Raw genomic sequence first — 17,306 nt, forward strand, 5'->3', positions numbered from 1 at the left:
CGCAGCCCTACATCAATGCTTCGTCGAGCTGGTCGGTGCGACAGACAAGGCGCGTGCAAGCAGCGCATCGACGGCGGCGCGCACGGTGCCGCCGACCTTGTCAGCAGACTCTTTCATGATTGTCTCGCCGCGTGGCATGTGGTTGAGCAGTGTCGTGAACTGCTCGCGGGTGAACTCGTCGGACGGCGGCGTGAATTCGAACGCGCCGTATGGCCCACTGCGCTCCATAACGAGGTATGCCCAAGCGCCAGTATCTGAGTTGCCGAGATACCCGGCGTACAGGTTCCGCGCTGGATGCGCCTCGAAGAACGCCTTGGCGTCCGCAGTCACTCGTTCGATCAGCTCGGTGTTGGTGGGTCGCTGCTGTTTCGACATGAAGTCCTCCGAAAAGCACCATGCTACACAAACGCAATCAGGACAGCCTGCGCTGCTGCGGGTCGCCGTCGTATTAACGCGCTCGTGCGGACGCCACAGCGGGCCGCCTGCGCGTTCCCATGGCACAGCGCCCCCGGGGGGCTTTCATTCTTTGGCGTTGCGCTATGTGAGACACCGCGCGTCCTCCCATGCGGAGAAAAAATCCCCCTTTAAACACCTCTCGGTAATCAAACAGGCGAAATCAAATGACCATCAAACCCAATGGGCGCGGGGGTTCGCGACCCGGAGCCGGTCGCAAGCCCAAGTCCGCGAGCGACGAAATCAAACCTGCAAAAAATCAAACCGCGACGAGCGGTCGCGGTGGCGCTCGAGCTGGCGCCGGCCGCAAACCGAAGGCTGAAGCGCCGTCGAAATCGACCGTGTCGCGCCGGGCTGCGAAGAAAGATGAGTTGGAGGCGCAGCCGCATGGTGGGGCACTCAAGCGGACGAAGGCAGTCCCGGTGCCGGTAGACGATTGCGACATGCTGAAGCTGCTGCAGGACATCGCGCTCGGCCGCATTGATGCTACGGCAATTCAGGTTCGCGCTGCCTCGGCCGCGCTGCCGTTCCTATACGTGAAGAAGGGCGAAGGCGGCAAGAAGGACGAGCAGGCCGATGCGGCCAAGAAAGCCGCGAGCAAGTTTGCATCGATGCCGCCGCCGCCGCGGCTGGTCGTCAGCAATAGAAAAAACTAGGAGGACAGTATGTCGACAGAGCGCGATCCAGCGTGGGATGCAGTTCCGAAAACCGAAGACTCGATGGTGTTTCTGGAGGCCGTAATGGGCAATCCAGGCATCGCCATGGAGCATCGCGTCGAGGCGGCGAAAACGCTGATGCCATACCACCATGAGCAGCTCACGTCAGATGACGAGGACGAAGACGAAGGCTAGCTCCCCTTCTGTCGCGACTCCATGTCACTTCACGAGGCTGAAGCCAATCGCAAGCGTGCTAATCACCGCGAGGATGGCAGCTGCCCATCCGCATATCTGACCAGAGATGCCGAGCCGGCGTCCCGCCGTGAGCGGATCGAAGACGTCATTCATCGGGCTCGATAAATCGTGAGTGCGCACGATTCGCGTTTTGATCTCCTCGGTCATCTTGTCGAAGCGCACGGCTACGAGGTACATGTTGAGAATCGCGAGGGCCACGCCAAAGCCATATCCGAGCAGCGTCGCCCGGCCTATCCATCCGGGTTGAGGCGGCCTACTCCCTGCGAGCAGTGTTGCCACCCCCGCGAAGCCCGCGGCATTTAGCACGACAAGGTGCTTGACGGTCTCAAGGTCCCACGCTGAGGACCGCTCCGCCAATCGCTCCCACCACTTTTCAAGTGAAGTCCTCAAGACTTGACGATGGGACAATTCTTCCGCTACCGCACGCGCGTCATTCGGGTTTTGTGTAGTCATAGTTCTCTAGGTGTCGCAGCTGGCAGCGGCCACATTCGAGCGGCTAGTTTCAGACGGCAACTAGGCTGGCGAAGAAGGCTAACCCCTTCTGTCAGGTTTGTCAGTGGTGGCGTTGCTTCAAAATGCACGAGAGGCGCCCCAGTCTTTTATCGCATACTTCAACGAGGCGATGCCGCGATCTCACCGCGAATATTGCTTTCTCGAGCGGTTTACGGTCTATTAGCGGATCACTACGTAACGGGGAACAAGCAATGCCGACACCACTGCAAGCTATGGCTGATTGGTTCGAAGCGCAGCCTGAAGAAGTGCAAACCCACTCGGGTTTTTTGATGTACTACGGAATCTCCCAGCTGACTGGCAGTAAAGACTTCGAGTTCGGCGATCGTCCCGATCAGGCCTTCCTTGAATGGCTCAGGGCCCCATCAAATAGCTCATATGCCGAACTCGCAAAAACGCTGCTCGCGCGTGAACATATTCGCTTCACCATGATCGACGGTTTGTGTACGCAAAAGAACTGGGACGACGCACGAGTGAGTAATCAGTGGCTGCTCGACAGTCTGGCTGACCACCCAGATCGTGAACGGATGAAAGACCTGCCGCTTAAAATAATTGAGGACATTCCGCGTCGCTCCGCCGTATTCATTAAATCGGGGAATGCGTGGCGAGAAAACGTCGCTAGTCATGTTTCAGACGATGCAATCAAGAAATGGCATGACGCCGCGGCAGCCAAGGAGATCAGGGAAAGGCCCCAGCCGGAAATTATCTCCGAAGGCAACGTTGAATGACCATCATTAGCGTCTGATCGGCATTTTGATTTTTGGTGGGTAGACACGGGCAACAACCCCGAAACCCTTATCAACATTGACTCATAGGCGGCCGCCTCCGCACTAACATCGGCGGCCCCTCCGTCAGTTTTGTCAGTGGTCCCGGGCAGCGCGTTCGGAAACCCACTGGCTTACTACTTTAACCAGCTCGGGACCCACCCGGATCCTTCTTCCTTTTTGGGCTTTTTCAGACCAAAGACTTGCTCGACGTGCTGGCGCAGCACCGCGATCGAGCCGTCGGGGCGGATCTTGTGCTGAACGCCGATCGCGTTGAGCACGCGAATGCGCGCCGCGTTCTGCTGCTTGCGCGTGAGTTGGGTCAGCTCTTCTTCGTCGAGGAACATTAGTGTTCTCCATTGGGAAAGGGGGAAGATACCGCTTATCTTTTTACCTCGTGAAGCTGCCCCCGTCGAAACCGATGAGCGATTACCTCACCTCCTCCGAGCTTGCCGATCTCGTCGGCTGTCAGCCCAATCAGCGCGCCTGTATGATTCGCTGGCTCGAAAAGAATGGCTGGGCGTTCGTTGTTGATTGCATCGGTGCTCCCAAAGTCCTGCGCCTTTATCGGGACAGGCGCCTCGGTGTCTCAGATGATCCAAAAACCGCCACCGTTGGCGACTTCGAGCCAGATTTCGCCGCCCTCGACGAGTGGCACAAGAATCGCCGAGTTCGATCGAGGCGTGGGCAGCGCTAAGCTCGCGCCATCGAATTTTCTTACGCCTACGCGCGTGCGCGCGCGGAGGTCAGGCGGCGCTCGAGATCGAGTTTTCCCATGCCTACGCGCGCGCATGCGCGCGAACCCTGAGTATCGGCGCGAAGGGCTCCACGCGAGTTAAACTGACGCCCGGCCTCATGCGTCGGTTCAATTGGTAGCTAGATTGGTAGCTAGCAGACGACGGCGAGCCAGATAATCACACAAGTAATTGATTTCGTTGCAATTATTCAAAAACATCGCAACAGTACGACATCGTGCTCATGTAGCGCGACGCCGTGGCAGGCATCACCGGAGCATCGCAGTTGAATCACCAGCGCGTCACCATTGAACAGATCGGCGAATTCGACGAGATCGTCGATGTACGAACGCCGCTCGAATTTGCCGAGGACCACATTCCCGGCGCGATCAACGCACCCGTGCTCAGCAACGAGGAGCGCGTGATCGTCGGGACCATGTACAAGGACTCGCCCTTCGAGGCGACGCGCGTGGGCGCGGCCATGGTGGCGCGCAACATCGGCATGCATCTCGACACGTTGTTCGCCGACCGTCCGCGCAACTGGCGCCCGCTCATCTATTGCTGGCGCGGCGGCAAGCGTTCCGGCTCGATGACGGCGTGGTTCAACATGATCGGCTGGCGCGCGCGTCAGCTGGATGGCGGATACAAGGCGTACCGGCAGACGGTCGTGGAAGCGCTTGGCACACTGCCTGAAGGCTTTCGCTATATCGTGGTGGCCGGCCCGACGGGTAGCGGCAAGACGCGCCTGTTGAAGGCGCTGGGACAAGCGAACGCGCAGATGCTCGATCTCGAAGGGCTCGCCGCGCATCGCGGCTCGTTGCTGGGTGCGCTGCCCCAGCGGGCGCAGCCGTCGCAGAAGTCGTTCGATACGGCGCTCGTGCAGACGCTGCGCGGTTTCGACGCCACGCGGCCCGTGTTCGTCGAGGCCGAGAGCCGGCGCATCGGCGTCATCACGCTGCCGCCCGCGCTCGTCGAACGTCTGCATGCCGCGCCTTGTGTCGTACTCGACGTCGCGCGTAAAGAACGTATCGACTTGCTGCTCGAGGAGTACGGACATTTGTTCGACGAACGTACGTATTTCCGCGAGCAACTGGACAAGCTCACGCCGCTGCACGGGCGCGAGCGCATCGAATCGTGGTGCAAGCTGCTCGACGAAGATCGACGGGCGGAGCTTTACGAGGCGCTCGTCGCGCAGCACTACGATCCCGCCTATACACGCAGCACGCGGCGCAACTTCGCGAAGCTCGAAAAATCGCTGCACTTCGCGTTCCAGCCGATGACGGGCGACACGCTCGCGCAAGCCCGCACGCTGCTCGCGCGGCTGGAGGAAACGTCCTACGCCGCAGAACCTGCGGACAGCGAAGCCGAAGCGCCTCGCACTGTCTGACGTATCCCCTTCCCCTTCGCGGACTTCATAAAAGGCGCGCGCGCCGCGACGGCTTAGCGCGAGTACATCGCGTTCCAGTCTTCAGGCGAAACCGTGGCGCGGCCGCCCGCTTGCGAGGCGTTCGCCACGCCGCCGTAGCTGCTGTTTGCGCCATTCAACGCTGCGACCTTCGCCTGGGCGGCCTGGATGGCTTCGGGGTAATGGGCGTTGTCACCGTCACCGACGCGGTAGCCCACCTGCTGGAGCTGCACGAGTTCGGCGCGCACCTGGGCGCGCGTGATGGTCGAGTGCGACTGCGCGAACGAAGCGGTGGGCAGAGCGGCAGCGGCAAGAACGGTGGCGACGGCAACGGCTTGAATCAGGGACTTCATGGAAACGACCTCCAGTTGGATTGGCGATCGACGTGCGACTGTGTGTGCATGCGACCGATGTACACATCGTATGCTCACGAATCCCTAGGGTTAACCCCTAGAATCCTAAGGCACTGTTCCAATTCGAGGCAAAGTCCGCGCGATCCGGCGCCGAAGGGCGCCATCGGCGTTGGCGCGATTACTGACGCGGCGTGGCGTTTTCAGTCAACGAAGCGGTGTGCTGGAGCTGCGCGGGCAGATCGGGCTCCCACGCTTCGAGATCCTGAGTCGGATAAAGGCCGAACGCGTAGATCACCCGCTTTAGGCGGCTCACGAAGTTGGGACGCGGGACGTTCGCAAGCGTGCCCGGCGCGGCGTCGGCCGTGCGGGCCATGTAGTTGTACTTGAAGTCGCGCTGCGTCACGCCCCACTTCAGGAGGAATTCGCGGCCGCCGCGGTTGCGGCGAATGCGTCCCGTCGTCCGGCAGCCGAAATGGTAGATGCGGCTCGCGCCGACCGAGCGGAACGTGCGGCAGCCGACCAGCCAGAGCTTCATCAGGAAGTCGTCGTCGCTGCTCATGCCCGGCCCGAACTCGATGCTATAGCCACCCACGCGCAGCCAAAGTTCGCGGCTCACGAGCGTCGGCTGCAGCGCGATGCCGTTGCGGTCCACTGTGTTCATCTTCGCGGCGAATTCGAGCAGCCCCGCCTCGTTGAAGTCGGCAGGTCCCGTGCCGAAGTGGGCGACCGTCACGAGGCCGTTGCCGGTGTCGGTCGGCTCGATGATCTGCGAGGCGAGATAGGCAGGCGCCGGGCCGATTTCGCGCAATGCGTCGACGAAGGCCGTATCCCAACCGGGCGTGCAGAACATGTCGTCGTTCATGAACAGGATCCACCCGGTCGTCGCGAGGCGCGCCACGTCGTTCACGGCGAGGCATACGCCCACGTTCCCCTTGCTCCACGTATGGCGGATACCCTGCTCACGGACCCAGTCGAGCGTGCCGTCGCTGCCGTCGTTGACGTGCACGAGAATCTCGTGCTCGAACGAAGAATGGCGCCGGATGCTGTCGACGCACATCTTGAGATACGGCAGGTTATTCCAGGTCGGGATCAGAATACTGAACATGAAGGTTTGCCCTAGAAAGGGTCAGATTTGACATGCGTGCATTTCGTGCTCGCCGCGAGAACGGCCAGCACGCAAGCCTGAAGAAATGGGTTCTCTCATGACGTCCTGACTTCGCGGCTTTTGGGTGCGAAGCATGACGAGAAACGCGATATTGTACGCATACATTCTTCTTGCCCGAACTGCCGCGGGAGTTCGTACCCCACGGTGGCCGCCCATTAAGCCGTCCCTGATTCTTCGTCAAGCGCACGAGCTGCTATCGTGTGATAATGAGAGGTTATCTTGAAGATCAAGTAGACCCGTGTTTCAGCAGACCAACTCGAACACTTCGTGGGTTTCGCCGGCACGCTGGCTCGATCGGGCCGTTTCCCGGTCCTGCACGATCCCCTACCGGGGCGTGCCTTACGAGCCGGAGCCGTTTCTTCGCAGCACCAGCCGCATCAAGATCGCGAAGAAATACCTGCACAAGCAACTTCTTCTGAAGGCGCACGGCCAGTTGCGCCTCGAACAGGCGCATCTGGACCCTGCGCAGCGCATCCTCTGGGTCTACGCCAAACGCAACTTCGGCGACGCGACGATGGACATGGCCGGCCGCGCCCTGCTCAAGGGCCTCGGCATGCGCATCGATCTGCTCGCGCTGCCGTCGCTGGTGTCGCTTTTCAGCGAAGACGACGTGTTCGGCAAGGTCTACGGTGACCCGGACGAGGTCGATGCGAGCCGCTACGACGCGATCCTGCTCTCCGAGTACAACCTGCCGTCGATTCGCATCAAGACCCGGCACTTCGCGAAGCTGCCCTACGCGGGCCTGTTCCGTTACTTCAACGGCCCCGACCGCAACCAGACCTGCTTCAGCTTCGCGAGCGTCAACGACGTGTTCTCGCTCGGCCACGACGCCGACACGCTCGCCGCGATCAGCAAGCCCTATCTCGCCAGCGAGCCGGCAACGCGCGAGTCGGTGCGCGGCCTCCTGCCGGCGCGTCCGTTCATCGCGATCGCGGCGGGCGGCGTGGACCCCGATCGCACCTACAACCGCTGGCCCGAAGTCGTCGAATTGCTGAACAAGTACGACACCGCCGGCGCCGCGAAGGAAATCGTCGTGCTCGGCTCCGACAACGGCACGCAGATCGCGGAGCAGTTGTGTGCGAGCGCGCCCGCTGGCGTACATATCCGCTCGTTGACCGGCAAGCTCGCGTTCCTTCAGGCACGCGAGATCGTGGCGCACGCCGAACTGTTCGTGGGCGCGGACGGCGGCCTGATGCACGTCGCCCACACCACGCAAACGCCCAGTGTCTCGCTGTTCAGGGATCAAGAGCCGCCCGCGCTGCGTTTGACCGAAGCCTGCCGATCCATCGGGCTGCAGGGCAGCGGCAACGTGGACACCATCCCGCCCGCGCAAGTCGTCGGCGCGGTGCTCCGCCAACTCGCCGCTCACGCGCCCGCTACGGCGTCCGCGGCGGCCTGATCACTCCAAACGTAACGGCTCAGGCCCACGCCGGCGCACTTTCAGGACCGCGGCGCGCCTGAACGCGCGCGCCGCGTCATCGCCCGGAAGACTCAGGCAGCGCTTTGCTGATACTGGATCTTGTGCAGGTGCGCGTACATGCCGCCCTTCTCGAGCAGCTGCTGGTGCGTGCCCGATTCGACGATATGGCCGCCATCCATCACGAGGATGCGGTTCGCGCGCTCGATCGTCGACAGGCGGTGTGCGATCACGAGCGTCGTGCGCCCGCGCATCAGCGTTTCCAGCGCCGCCTGCACGTGGCGCTCCGACTCCGAATCGAGTGCCGAGGTCGCCTCGTCGAGAATCAGGATCGGCGCATCCTTGTAAATCGCACGGGCGATCGCCAGACGCTGGCGCTGACCGCCCGAGAACTTCATGCCGTTATCGCCGATCAGCGTGTCCATGCCTTCGGGCAGCGCCGAGATCGTTTCCCACAGGTTCGCGGCGCGTAGCGCGCGCTCCACGCGCTCGCGGTCGGCCGTCTGGCCATAGGCGACGTTATTCGCAACCGTGTCGTTGAACAGCACCACGTCCTGGCTGACCATCGCGATCTGGTTGCGCAGCGCATGCACGTCGTAATCGGCGATCGACACGCCGTCGACCATCACCTGGCCGCCGCTCGGATCGAAAAAGCGCGGCAACAGATTCACGAGCGTGGTCTTGCCGCTGCCGGACGGGCCGGCGAGCGCCACCATTTCGCCGGGATTGATGCGGAACGACACATGGTCGAGCGTCACGCGATGGCTCTCGCCATAGGCAAACGAGACGTCGCGGAACTCCACTTCGCCGCGCGCGCGTTCGAGCGGCAAGCCGCCGCCCGCGGGCTCGGGCGGCTCGTCGATCAGCCCGAAGATCAGCTCGGCCGCGGTCATGCCGCGCTGCAGCGGCTGATTCACGTCGATCAGGTGCTTGAGCGGCGAGATCACGAGCAGCATCGACGTGACGAACGCCACGAAGCCGCCGACCGTCGTCTGGTCGTTCGAGGCCTGCACAACGGCAATGGTGATGACGATCGCCAGCGCGATCGAAGCGAGGAACTGCGTGAGCGGCTGCGCGAGCCCGCCCGACACCGTCATGCGCATCTGGTAGCCGCGCAGGCGGCGGCTCATTTCGCCGAAGCGTTCCTTTTCGTAGGTCTCGCCGTTGTGAACCTTGACGACCTTGTAGCCGCCCACCGTCTCCTCGACGATATAGGACAGGTCGTTCGTGAGCATCTGATGCTCGCGGTTCAGTCGGCGCAAACGCCGGTTGATCTTGCTGACGAGCCAGCCGATCGCCGGCAGCAGCACCGCGACGATCAACGTGAGCCGCCAGTTCAGGTAGAACAGGTAGCCGAGCAGGAAGATCACCGTGAGCGAGTCGCGCACGAGCGTGACCAGCACGCCGAGCAGCACGCCGAGAATCTGGTTGACCTCGAACACGATCGCGTTGATGACCGTACTCGCGGTTTCGCGCTGAAAGAAGCCGACGCTCGCGTGAATCATGCGTTCGAACATCTTCAGGCGCAGCGCGAGCAGCACGCGGTTCGACACGTACTGCAGCAGGTAACCGGACGCGTATTGCGCGAGGCCGCGTACGAGCGCCAGCCCGATGACCGCGATGGGCACCAGCCACTTCGCTTGCGGAGCGCCGCGCGTGCCGAAGCCGTGATCGAGCAGCGGCTTGAGCAGCGCGGGAATGCCGGCTTCGGTGGCGGCCACCACGGCCATCGCGATCACGCCTGCGAGGAGCACCCACATAAGCGGCTTCACATACGGCCACAGCCGCCGGCCAATCACGACCGGCGACGACTTGGTGTCGGAGCCGATCGGCTTGCTCAAGGTTGATCTCTCGCCCAAAATTTCCTCGAAAAAAATGCGGGTAATCTGCCCGCCCCCTGGCAAACAGGTACGCCATTGTAAACGTTCGGCCCAGGAGGCGATGTATCCGTCCGGACGGGCCCGGCGCCGGGGCGGTTTCGTCGTCGCCGGCGTTTTTGTATATACTCAGCGATTCGGCTTCGGGGCACGAACGCGCGCGCAGCAAGCGTCTATGCGAAGCGCTCTCCGAACGCGAGGACGGCTCCAGCCGGCCTTCCCACCCTCTTCACCTTCTTCCCAGCCATCGCGAGCCAGCGCCGATGAACGACAGCGCCAAACCCGATGCGATCAGCGTCATCGTCATCGTCAAAAACGAAGCACACGATATTCGGGACTGCCTTGCTTCCGCGCACGGCTGGGTCGACGAAATCGTCGTGCTCGATTCGGGCAGCACGGATGGCACCCAGGCCATCTGCCGCGAGTTCGGCGCGACGGTCGTCGAAACCGACTGGCCCGGTTTCGGCCCGCAAAAACAGCGCGCGCTCGACGCGGCCCGCGGCCCGTGGATTCTCTCGCTCGATGCCGACGAACGCGTCTCCCCCCAGCTTCGCGACGAAATTCTCGCAAGCGTGAAGTCGAACGGCGCCGACCTGTTCCGCGTGCCTCGCCAATCGAACTACTGCGGCAAGTGGATCCGCCATTCCGGCTGGTCGCCCGACTACGTGACGCGGCTCTTTCGCCGCGACGCGGCGCGCTTCTCGAACGATCTCGTGCACGAACGCGTGATCGCCGCGCCCGACGCGCGCGTCGGCACGCTCACTCAGGCGCTGATTCACTACAGCTTCCGCGACTTCTCCGAAGTGCTCCGCAAAATCGACAGCTATTCGACCTACGGCGCGACCCAGGGCGCGGCGCGCGGCAAGCGCGGCGGCCTGCGCAAGGCGCTGCTGCACGGCTTCTGGTCCTTCGTGCGCAGCTGGATCATTCAACGCGGCTTTCTCGACGGCAAGATGGGCTTCGTGCTGGCGATCTCCAACGCCGAAGGCACCTACTACCGCTACCTGAAGCTCATGCTCCTCGAGACACAGCAGTCCGCCGCCGCAAAAGCCCGCGACGCCGCACCGGAGAGCCGATGAACGCGCGTCGCGACATGCTGATTTCGGTGATCGTCAGCACCTACAACCGGCCCGATGCGCTCGAACGGGTACTGGCCAGCTTGAGCGCGCAGTCCGACACGCGCTACGAAATCATCGTCGCCGACGACGGCTCGGCCAATGCGACCCGCGCAACCGTGGCGCGCTGTGCGGCGTCGAGTCCGGTGCGCATGGCGCACGTGTGGCACCCGGACGACGGCTTTCGCCTCGCCGAAATCCGCAACAAGGGCATCGTGCAGGCCCGCGGCGATTACCTGATCTTTCTCGACGGCGACTGCGTCGCGCAGCACGATTTCGTTGCGCGCCATCGGCAACTCGCGAGTGAGCGCGCCATCATCACCGGCAGCCGCATCCTGCTCGACGAAACGCTCACGCAACAGGTGATCGCACAGACGATTCCGCTTGCGGATAGGGGCTTCGGCTTCTGGGTTCAGCAACGCCTCGCTGGCCACGTCAACAAGATCGCGCCCCTCTTCGTCAAGCTGCCCGATCGCAAGTGGCGCGTGATCGAGCAGTTCAAGTGGCGCGGCATCAAGGGCTGCAACATGAGCGCCTGGCGCAGCGACATCGAGCGTGTGAACGGATTCGACACCAGCTTCACCGGCTGGGGGCACGAGGACGCCGATTTCGTGGCCCGGCTCGCCAATGGCGGCGTGCACCGCAAGCTCGGCGCCTATGCCACGGAAATCTTCCACCTCTGGCACCGCGAACAAGCGCGCGCGCAGGCAAGCTCCAACGAAGCAAGGGTCAAGGTGCGTATCGCGGACGGCACCGTGCGCGCCGAACGCGGTCTGGCCGAACTCGCGAGCTGAACGACGCGCGTTTCGCAGAACCACGGCGCGGCATGGCAGCGCTGAAGACCGCCATACCGTCCGATCCCGTCAGTAAACAATCTCGATTTCGCTACCCGCGAACTCGCCACGCAGCGCGGCGAGCAGGTCGTCGGTAGGTTTCACGCGCCAGGCGTCGCCCAGACGCACTTCGCCTTCCGCCCGATCGTTGCGATAGGCGATCTGCACCGCGAGCCCGTTCGGAATGACCGCATGCGCGCGCTCGCCGCGATCGCGCCCGAAACCGCCGCGGCCACGCGTTTCCGCGGCAGGCGCCGGCAGCGAGTCGTCGGGCTTCGCGCGATAGGCTTCGAGCACCGTGCGCAGCGCGCCGGCATTGGCATTGCCGTTCATCTGCAGCTTCACGGCTTGCGCGTAGCGGCTGCGCGCGCGCTCGAGATCCATCACGGTATCCACGGTGAAGCGAATACCGCCCGTGAACGCGTCATTGCGCGCCCCGCCCTGCACGACGAGCAACTCGTCTTCCTTGAAGAGCGCCTTGTGCGCCTCGAACTGCTCGTTGAACACCGTCACTTCGCACTGCCCGGTGCCGTCGTCGAGCAGCGCGATCAGCATCTTGCCGCGCTGGGTCATTTGCGTGCGCAACGAAGCGATCACACCCGCGATCAGCTTGTCGCGCCCTTCCTTGAGCTCGCCGATCTTCTGGCGCACGAAGCGGCGCACTTCGTCCTTGTAGGCGTCGAACAGATGGCCCGAGAGGTAGAAACCAAGCGCCGCCTTCTCTTCCTGAAGCTTGCGCTTCTCGCCCCACGCCGGCTCGTCCACCAGTTCGTGCGCGGCGAGCGGTGCATCGCCCATGTCGAAGAGGCCGGCCTGCATGGCGTTGGCGCTCGCCTGGTCGGCGGCTTCCATCGCCATCGGCACGGACGCGAGCAACTGTGCGCGGTTCGCGTGAATCGTGTCGAACGCACCGGCGCGGATCATCGCTTCGATGGTGCGGCGATTGACGAGACGACGGTCGATGCGCTCGCAGAAGTCGAACAGGTCCTTGAACGGACCGCCCTCTTCACGCGCGCGCAAGATTTCTTCGATGGCGTTCTGGCCGCTGCCCTTGATCGCGCCGAGACCGTAGCGGATCGTGCGCGAGCGCTTGCCTTCGGCCACGCTGGCGTCGGCCACCGGCTCGAAGCGGTACGCCGAGGCGTTCACGTCCGGCGGCAGCACGACCATCTTGTTGGTCAGGCAATCCTCGAAGAGGATCTTCACCTTGTCGGTGTCGTCCATGGCGAGCGACATATTCGCTGCCATGAATTCGGCCGGATGGTGCGCCTTGAGCCACGCCGTGTGATAAGCGAGGAGCGCGTAAGCGGCCGCGTGCGACTTGTTGAAGCCGTAGCCCGCGAACTTCTCCATCAAGTCGAAGGTCTCGTCCGCCTTCTCGCGCGTGAGGCCGTTCTTCGCCGCGCCTTCCGCGAAAATCTCGCGGTGCTTGGCCATTTCCTCGGGCTTCTTCTTGCCCATCGCGCGACGCAGCAAGTCCGCGCCGCCGAGCGAGTAGCCGCCGATGATCTGCGCCATCTGCATCACCTGCTCCTGGTAGACCATGATGCCGTAGGTCTCTTTCAGAACAGGTTCGACACGCGGATCGGGGTACTCCACCACTTCGCGGCCGTGCTTACGCGCGCAGAAGCTCGGGATCAGGTCCATCGGGCCCGGACGATACAACGCCACGAGCGCGATGATGTCCTCGAAGCGGTCGGGCTGTGCGTCCTTGAGCATGCCCTGCATGCCGCGGCTTTCCAGCTGGAACACGGCGACCGTATTCGCTTTCTTGAGGATCTGGAACGACGGCGCGTCGTCGAGCGGCACCTGGGCGAGCGACCAGTCCTTCTTCGACGGATCGAGCATGCGGATATAGCGCTCGGCCCAGTCGAGAATCGTGAGCGTGGTCAGGCCCAGAAAGTCGAACTTCACGAGGCCGACGGCTTCCACGTCGTCCTTGTCGTACTGGCTCACGACGCCGCTTTCGTCACCCTGGGTGTAGAGCGGGCAAAAGTCGGTGAGCTTGCCCGGCGCGATCAGCACGCCGCCCGCGTGCATGCCCACGTTACGCGTGAGACCTTCCACGAGCTGCGCGAGGTCGAGCAGCTGGTGCACTTCGTCTTCGTTGTCGTAGCGCTCCTGCAGGAGCGGCTCTTCCTTCATCGCGTCGGCGATGGTGACGTGCTTGCCCGGCTTGAACGGAATCAGCTTCGCGACGCCGTCGGTGAAGTTGTAGCCCAGATCGAGCACGCGGCCGATGTCGCGCACCGCGGCCTTCGCGGCCATGGTGCCGAAGGTGGCGATCTGCGAGACGGCATCCGCGCCGTACTTCTCCTTCACGTACTGAATGACGCGGTCGCGCCCGTGCTGGCAGAAGTCGATGTCGAAGTCGGGCATCGACACGCGCTCCGGATTCAGGAAGCGCTCGAACAGCAGGTTGTAGCGCAGCGGATCGAGATCGGTAATGCCGAGCGCGTAGGCGACCAGCGAGCCCGCGCCCGAACCCCGGCCCGGCCCCACCGGCACGCCGTTGTTCTTCGCCCAGTTGATGAAGTCCGCAACGATCAGGAAGTAGCCCGGGAAGCCCATCTTGATGATGGTCCCGCACTCGAATTCGAGCCGCTCGTTGTAGCGCGCGCGCTCCTGCTCGCGTTCGGCCTCGTTCGGATACAGCTGCACGAGGCGCTTTTCGAGACCTTCCCGCGAAAGCTGCACGAGATAGTCGTCGAGCGAGAGGCCGTCGGGCGTCGGGAACAGCGGCAGCTTCGGCTTGCCAAGTTCGAGCGTCAGATTGCAGCGTCTGGCGATTTCGATGGTGTTCGCGATTGCCGAAGGAATGTCCGCGAACAGCGCGACCATTTCTTCCTGCGTGCGAAACCGCTGATCGGTCGTGAAGCGCTTCTGGCGGCGCGGATTCGCGAGGATGTCGCCCTCCGAGATGCACACGCGCGCTTCGTGCGCGGTGTATTCCTCGTCGGTCATGAACTGCATGGGGTGCGTGGCGACTACCGGCAGCTTCAGTTGCGACGCGAGCGCCACCGCCTGCTCGACATACTGCTCGCCGCCGGGCTGGCCGCAGCGCTGCAACTCGATGTAATACGCGTTCGGAAACAGCTTCGCCCAGCGCTGCGCATGGCGCTTCGCACTTTCCGCATTGCCCGCCGCGAGCGCGAGACCCACGTCGCCCTGTTGCGCACCCGAGATCGCGAGCAGGCCCTCGCCGAGTCCTTCTTCGAGCCAGGCGACGTCGACTTCCGCGCGGCCGCGATACTGGTTCGTGAGCCACGCCTTGGAAAGCAGCTCGCACAGATTCAGGTAGCCGCGCTTGTTCTTCACCAGCAGCAGGAGGCGCGACGGCTTGTCGCGGTCGTCGTGATTAGTGATCCAGACGTCGCAGCCGGCGATGGGTTTGACCCCTTTGCCACGGGCTTCGGTGTAAAAACGGACGAGGCCGAATGCGTTGCCGAGGTCGGTGAGCGCGAGCGCGCCCTGGCCGTCCCTGGCCGCCGCCTTGACGAGGTCGTCGAGGCGCACGATGCCGTCGGCAATCGAGAATTCGGAGTGGACGCGGAGATGGACGAAGCGGGGATCTGACATGGCCGTCATTGTACCTTCAGGGGCACGCGATTTTCGGCGCACGCTCGCATGGGCAAGTGACATCGGCCAGTCTGGCCTGGACCTTGCCGCGGGCGCGGGGGCGCCGCGCGGCGTGTCGACTACGCCGCAGGCGGCGCGAGGCGCGATTGAGGGATAATAGCGGATTGCGCCCGCCGCGCGCTCTGCCCAATTCCCGTTTTCGGGGGACCGCAGTTCGACCCCGACGTTGACAGGCAAGCACGCGCGCCCGGCTCCGGTTTCACGCGCTTTTTTAATGGCGCTTTTCCAGTTGCACCATGCGTATCCTCAATCTCTCCGCTTACCAGTTCGCCACGCTCGACAAGACCGCCGAGTGGCGTCCGCTCGTGCTCGAGCGCTGCCAATCGCTCGATTTGCGGGGCACGATCCTGCTCGCGCCGGAAGGCATCAACCTGTTCGTTGCCGGCGATGAAGGCAACGTGCGCGCCTTCATGGACTACATCAATCACGATCCGCTCTTCGAGGGCAAGTTCGCGACGCTGCGGTTCAAGGAAAGCCTCTCGGAAACGCGGCCCTTCAACCGCATGCTCGTGCGCCTGAAGCGCGAAATCATCACGATGAAGAAGCCCGCGATCCGTCCCGAGGAAGGCCGCGCGCCTTCCGTCGCGCCCCTCGTGCTCAAGGAGTGGCTCGACCGCGGCTTCGACGACGAAGGCCGCCCCGTCGTCATGCTCGACACGCGCAACGCGTTCGAAATCGACGTCGGCACGTTCGACAAGGCGCTCGACTACCGCATCGACAAGTTCAGCGAATTCCCCGGCGTGATCGAGGCGAACCGCGCCGACCTCGAAGGCAAGACGGTCGTGTCCTTCTGCACGGGCGGTATTCGCTGCGAAAAGGCGGCCATCCACATGAAGGAAGTGGGCATCGAGCACGTGTACCAGCTCGAAGGCGGCATTCTCAAGTACTTCGAGGAAGTGGGCGGCGCGCACTACAACGGCGACTGCTTCGTGTTCGACCAGCGCACCGCGCTCAATCCGCAGCTCGAACCGACGGACACCGTGCAGTGCTTCGCGTGCCGCGCCGTCGTGACGCCGCAGGAGCAGGCTTCGCCGCTCTACGTGGTGGGCAAGAGCTGCCCGGCGTGCCATCCTGAGCGCGCGGGCGCGACGGATGCAGCGGCTCAGGCTGCCGCTTAAGCCACGCGCGTGAGCGCAACGCCGCAAGGGTATCGCGGGCGCTTCGCGCCCTCGCCCACTGGCCCGCTGCATTTCGGCTCGCTCGTTTCGGCGCTCGCGAGCTGGCTCGACGCGCGGGCGCACGGCGGCGCCTGGCTCGTGCGCGTGGAGGACATCGACGGCCCGCGCACCGTGCCGGGCGCAGCCGAAGACATTCTCGCGACGCTTGCGGCCTTCGGCTTTCACGCCGACGAGCCGCCCGAATGGCAGAGCCGCCGCACCGGTCTTTATCGCGCGGCGCTCGACCGGCTGATCGCCTCAGGCCACGTCTACCCGTGCGGCTGCACGCGCAAGGAAATCGCCGATTCGCAACTGCGCATGCACCAGCGCAACACCACGCTGATCTATCCGGGCACCTGTCGCGACGGCCTGCACGGTAAGCCCGCCCGCGCGTGGCGGCTGCGCGTGCCTGACGAAGACGCTGTTGACGAACCTGCGGGCGCAGCCGCCAATCCCGCACTGATCCGCTTCGACGATCGCTGGCAAGGCCCGCAGCACCAGAACCTCGCGACCGAAGTCGGTGATTTCGTGCTGCTGCGCGCGGACGGCCAGTGGGCCTACCAGCTCGCCGTCGTCGTGGACGACGCCGACCAGCGCATCACACACGTGGTGCGCGGCGCGGACCTGCTCGACTCGACGGCGCGGCAAATCTGGCTCCAGCAGTGTCTTGGCGTGCCGACGCCCGCGTATCTGCATGTGCCGGTCGTCACGAACGCGGATGGGGAAAAGCTGTCGAAGCAGACCGGGGCGCAGGCGCTCGACGCGTCACGCCCGCTGGAAACGCTGATGGCCGCCGCACGGCACCTGGGCCTCGAATTGCACGATCCCGCGCCCGCGACGCTCGCAGCGTTCCAGCTGGCCGCGATCGACGCGTGGAAGCGGCGGCTCGTGCAATTGCCAGCCGCATAAACAAAAACGGCATGCCGCCAGGAGCGACATGCCGTTTTTTGCGTCGCGCGATTCTTTCGCGCTC

17 protein-coding genes are annotated in these 17,306 nt (G+C 63.6%); 10 read left to right on the forward strand and 7 right to left on the reverse strand.

The features are described from left to right. Positions 1 to 12: 12 nt before the first annotated feature. Positions 13 to 375 carry a hypothetical protein gene (locus BFD71_RS16125; protein ID WP_069265330.1) on the reverse strand — a complete coding sequence of 121 codons (363 nt, stop codon included), beginning with the start codon at positions 373 to 375 and terminating at the stop codon, positions 13 to 15. Positions 376 to 620: 245 nt separating this feature from the next. Between BFD71_RS16125 and BFD71_RS40560 the strand changes: the two genes are divergently transcribed. Further along, positions 621 to 1,109, forward strand: a complete 489-nt coding sequence (locus BFD71_RS40560; protein WP_141710691.1) for a hypothetical protein — start codon at positions 621 to 623, stop codon at positions 1,107 to 1,109. A gap of 9 nt (positions 1,110 to 1,118) precedes the next feature. Next, complete coding sequence (locus tag BFD71_RS16135) at positions 1,119 to 1,304, forward strand: hypothetical protein (protein WP_069265332.1); 186 nt, start codon at positions 1,119 to 1,121, stop codon at positions 1,302 to 1,304. 24 nt (positions 1,305 to 1,328) lie between these two features. On the opposite strand, the gene BFD71_RS16140 is transcribed toward BFD71_RS16135, so the two are convergent. After that, entirely contained in the window at positions 1,329 to 1,817 is a 489-nt protein-coding gene (locus tag BFD71_RS16140; protein WP_069265333.1) for a hypothetical protein, read from the reverse strand. A gap of 251 nt (positions 1,818 to 2,068) precedes the next feature. Here BFD71_RS16140 and BFD71_RS16145 point away from each other — a divergent pair, with 251 nt between their 5' ends. Next, positions 2,069 to 2,602, forward strand: a complete 534-nt coding sequence (locus BFD71_RS16145) for a hypothetical protein (protein ID WP_141710692.1) — start codon at positions 2,069 to 2,071, stop codon at positions 2,600 to 2,602. 173 nt (positions 2,603 to 2,775) lie between these two features. Here the strand turns inward: BFD71_RS16145 and BFD71_RS16150 are convergent, their stop codons facing one another. Then, the gene (locus tag BFD71_RS16150) at positions 2,776 to 2,985 is read right to left on the reverse strand and encodes a DUF4224 domain-containing protein (RefSeq protein WP_069265335.1); all 210 of its coding nucleotides are present in this window, start codon (positions 2,983 to 2,985) and stop codon (positions 2,776 to 2,778) included. A gap of 74 nt (positions 2,986 to 3,059) precedes the next feature. Here BFD71_RS16150 and BFD71_RS16155 point away from each other — a divergent pair, with 74 nt between their 5' ends. Together BFD71_RS16155 and mnmH are read left to right on the forward strand one after the other, a co-directional pair. Further along, positions 3,060 to 3,335, forward strand: coding sequence for a DUF4224 domain-containing protein (locus BFD71_RS16155; RefSeq protein WP_141710693.1), 276 nt, complete (start codon positions 3,060 to 3,062; stop codon positions 3,333 to 3,335). 323 nt (positions 3,336 to 3,658) lie between these two features. Continuing rightward, the gene (mnmH, locus tag BFD71_RS16160) at positions 3,659 to 4,759 is read left to right on the forward strand and encodes a tRNA 2-selenouridine(34) synthase MnmH (protein ID WP_069265498.1); all 1,101 of its coding nucleotides are present in this window, start codon (positions 3,659 to 3,661) and stop codon (positions 4,757 to 4,759) included. A gap of 53 nt (positions 4,760 to 4,812) precedes the next feature. On the opposite strand, the gene BFD71_RS16165 is transcribed toward mnmH, so the two are convergent. Together BFD71_RS16165 and BFD71_RS16170 are read right to left on the reverse strand one after the other, a co-directional pair. Continuing rightward, positions 4,813 to 5,130, reverse strand: a complete 318-nt coding sequence (locus BFD71_RS16165; RefSeq protein ID WP_069265337.1) for a DUF4148 domain-containing protein — start codon at positions 5,128 to 5,130, stop codon at positions 4,813 to 4,815. A gap of 178 nt (positions 5,131 to 5,308) precedes the next feature. Beyond that, positions 5,309 to 6,235, reverse strand: coding sequence for a glycosyltransferase family 2 protein (locus BFD71_RS16170; protein WP_069265338.1), 927 nt, complete (start codon positions 6,233 to 6,235; stop codon positions 5,309 to 5,311). Positions 6,236 to 6,533: 298 nt separating this feature from the next. Here BFD71_RS16170 and BFD71_RS16175 point away from each other — a divergent pair, with 298 nt between their 5' ends. Further along, the gene (locus BFD71_RS16175) at positions 6,534 to 7,694 is read left to right on the forward strand and encodes a glycosyltransferase family 9 protein (protein ID WP_069265339.1); all 1,161 of its coding nucleotides are present in this window, start codon (positions 6,534 to 6,536) and stop codon (positions 7,692 to 7,694) included. A gap of 92 nt (positions 7,695 to 7,786) precedes the next feature. On the opposite strand, the gene msbA is transcribed toward BFD71_RS16175, so the two are convergent. Beyond that, positions 7,787 to 9,571: a lipid A export permease/ATP-binding protein MsbA gene (msbA, locus tag BFD71_RS16180; protein WP_141710694.1), complete on the reverse strand. Its 1,785-nt coding sequence runs from the start codon at positions 9,569 to 9,571 to the stop codon at positions 7,787 to 7,789. A 281-nt stretch (positions 9,572 to 9,852) separates the two neighbouring features. On the opposite strand from msbA, the gene BFD71_RS16185 reads away from it, so the two are divergent. Continuing rightward, entirely contained in the window at positions 9,853 to 10,668 is an 816-nt protein-coding gene (locus BFD71_RS16185; protein WP_069265340.1) for a glycosyltransferase family 2 protein, read from the forward strand. Next, positions 10,665 to 11,498, forward strand: a complete 834-nt coding sequence (locus tag BFD71_RS16190; RefSeq protein WP_069265341.1) for a glycosyltransferase family 2 protein — start codon at positions 10,665 to 10,667, stop codon at positions 11,496 to 11,498. The genes BFD71_RS16185 and BFD71_RS16190 overlap by 4 nt, the downstream gene beginning before the upstream one ends. Before the next feature lie 69 nt (positions 11,499 to 11,567). Here the strand turns inward: BFD71_RS16190 and dnaE are convergent, their stop codons facing one another. Beyond that, complete coding sequence (gene dnaE, locus BFD71_RS16195; protein ID WP_069265342.1) at positions 11,568 to 15,125, reverse strand: DNA polymerase III subunit alpha; 3,558 nt, start codon at positions 15,123 to 15,125, stop codon at positions 11,568 to 11,570. A 287-nt stretch (positions 15,126 to 15,412) separates the two neighbouring features. Between dnaE and BFD71_RS16200 the strand changes: the two genes are divergently transcribed. Together BFD71_RS16200 and gluQRS are read left to right on the forward strand one after the other, a co-directional pair. After that, positions 15,413 to 16,294: a sulfurtransferase gene (locus tag BFD71_RS16200; protein ID WP_069265343.1), complete on the forward strand. Its 882-nt coding sequence runs from the start codon at positions 15,413 to 15,415 to the stop codon at positions 16,292 to 16,294. 9 nt (positions 16,295 to 16,303) lie between these two features. Further along, entirely contained in the window at positions 16,304 to 17,242 is a 939-nt protein-coding gene (gene gluQRS / locus BFD71_RS16205; RefSeq protein ID WP_069265344.1) for a tRNA glutamyl-Q(34) synthetase GluQRS, read from the forward strand. The last annotated feature ends 64 nt before the right edge of the window (positions 17,243 to 17,306 follow it).

This window comes from Paraburkholderia nodosa, from assembly GCF_001718195.1.
In the GTDB taxonomy this organism is placed as follows: domain Bacteria; phylum Pseudomonadota; class Gammaproteobacteria; order Burkholderiales; family Burkholderiaceae; genus Paraburkholderia; species Paraburkholderia nodosa_A.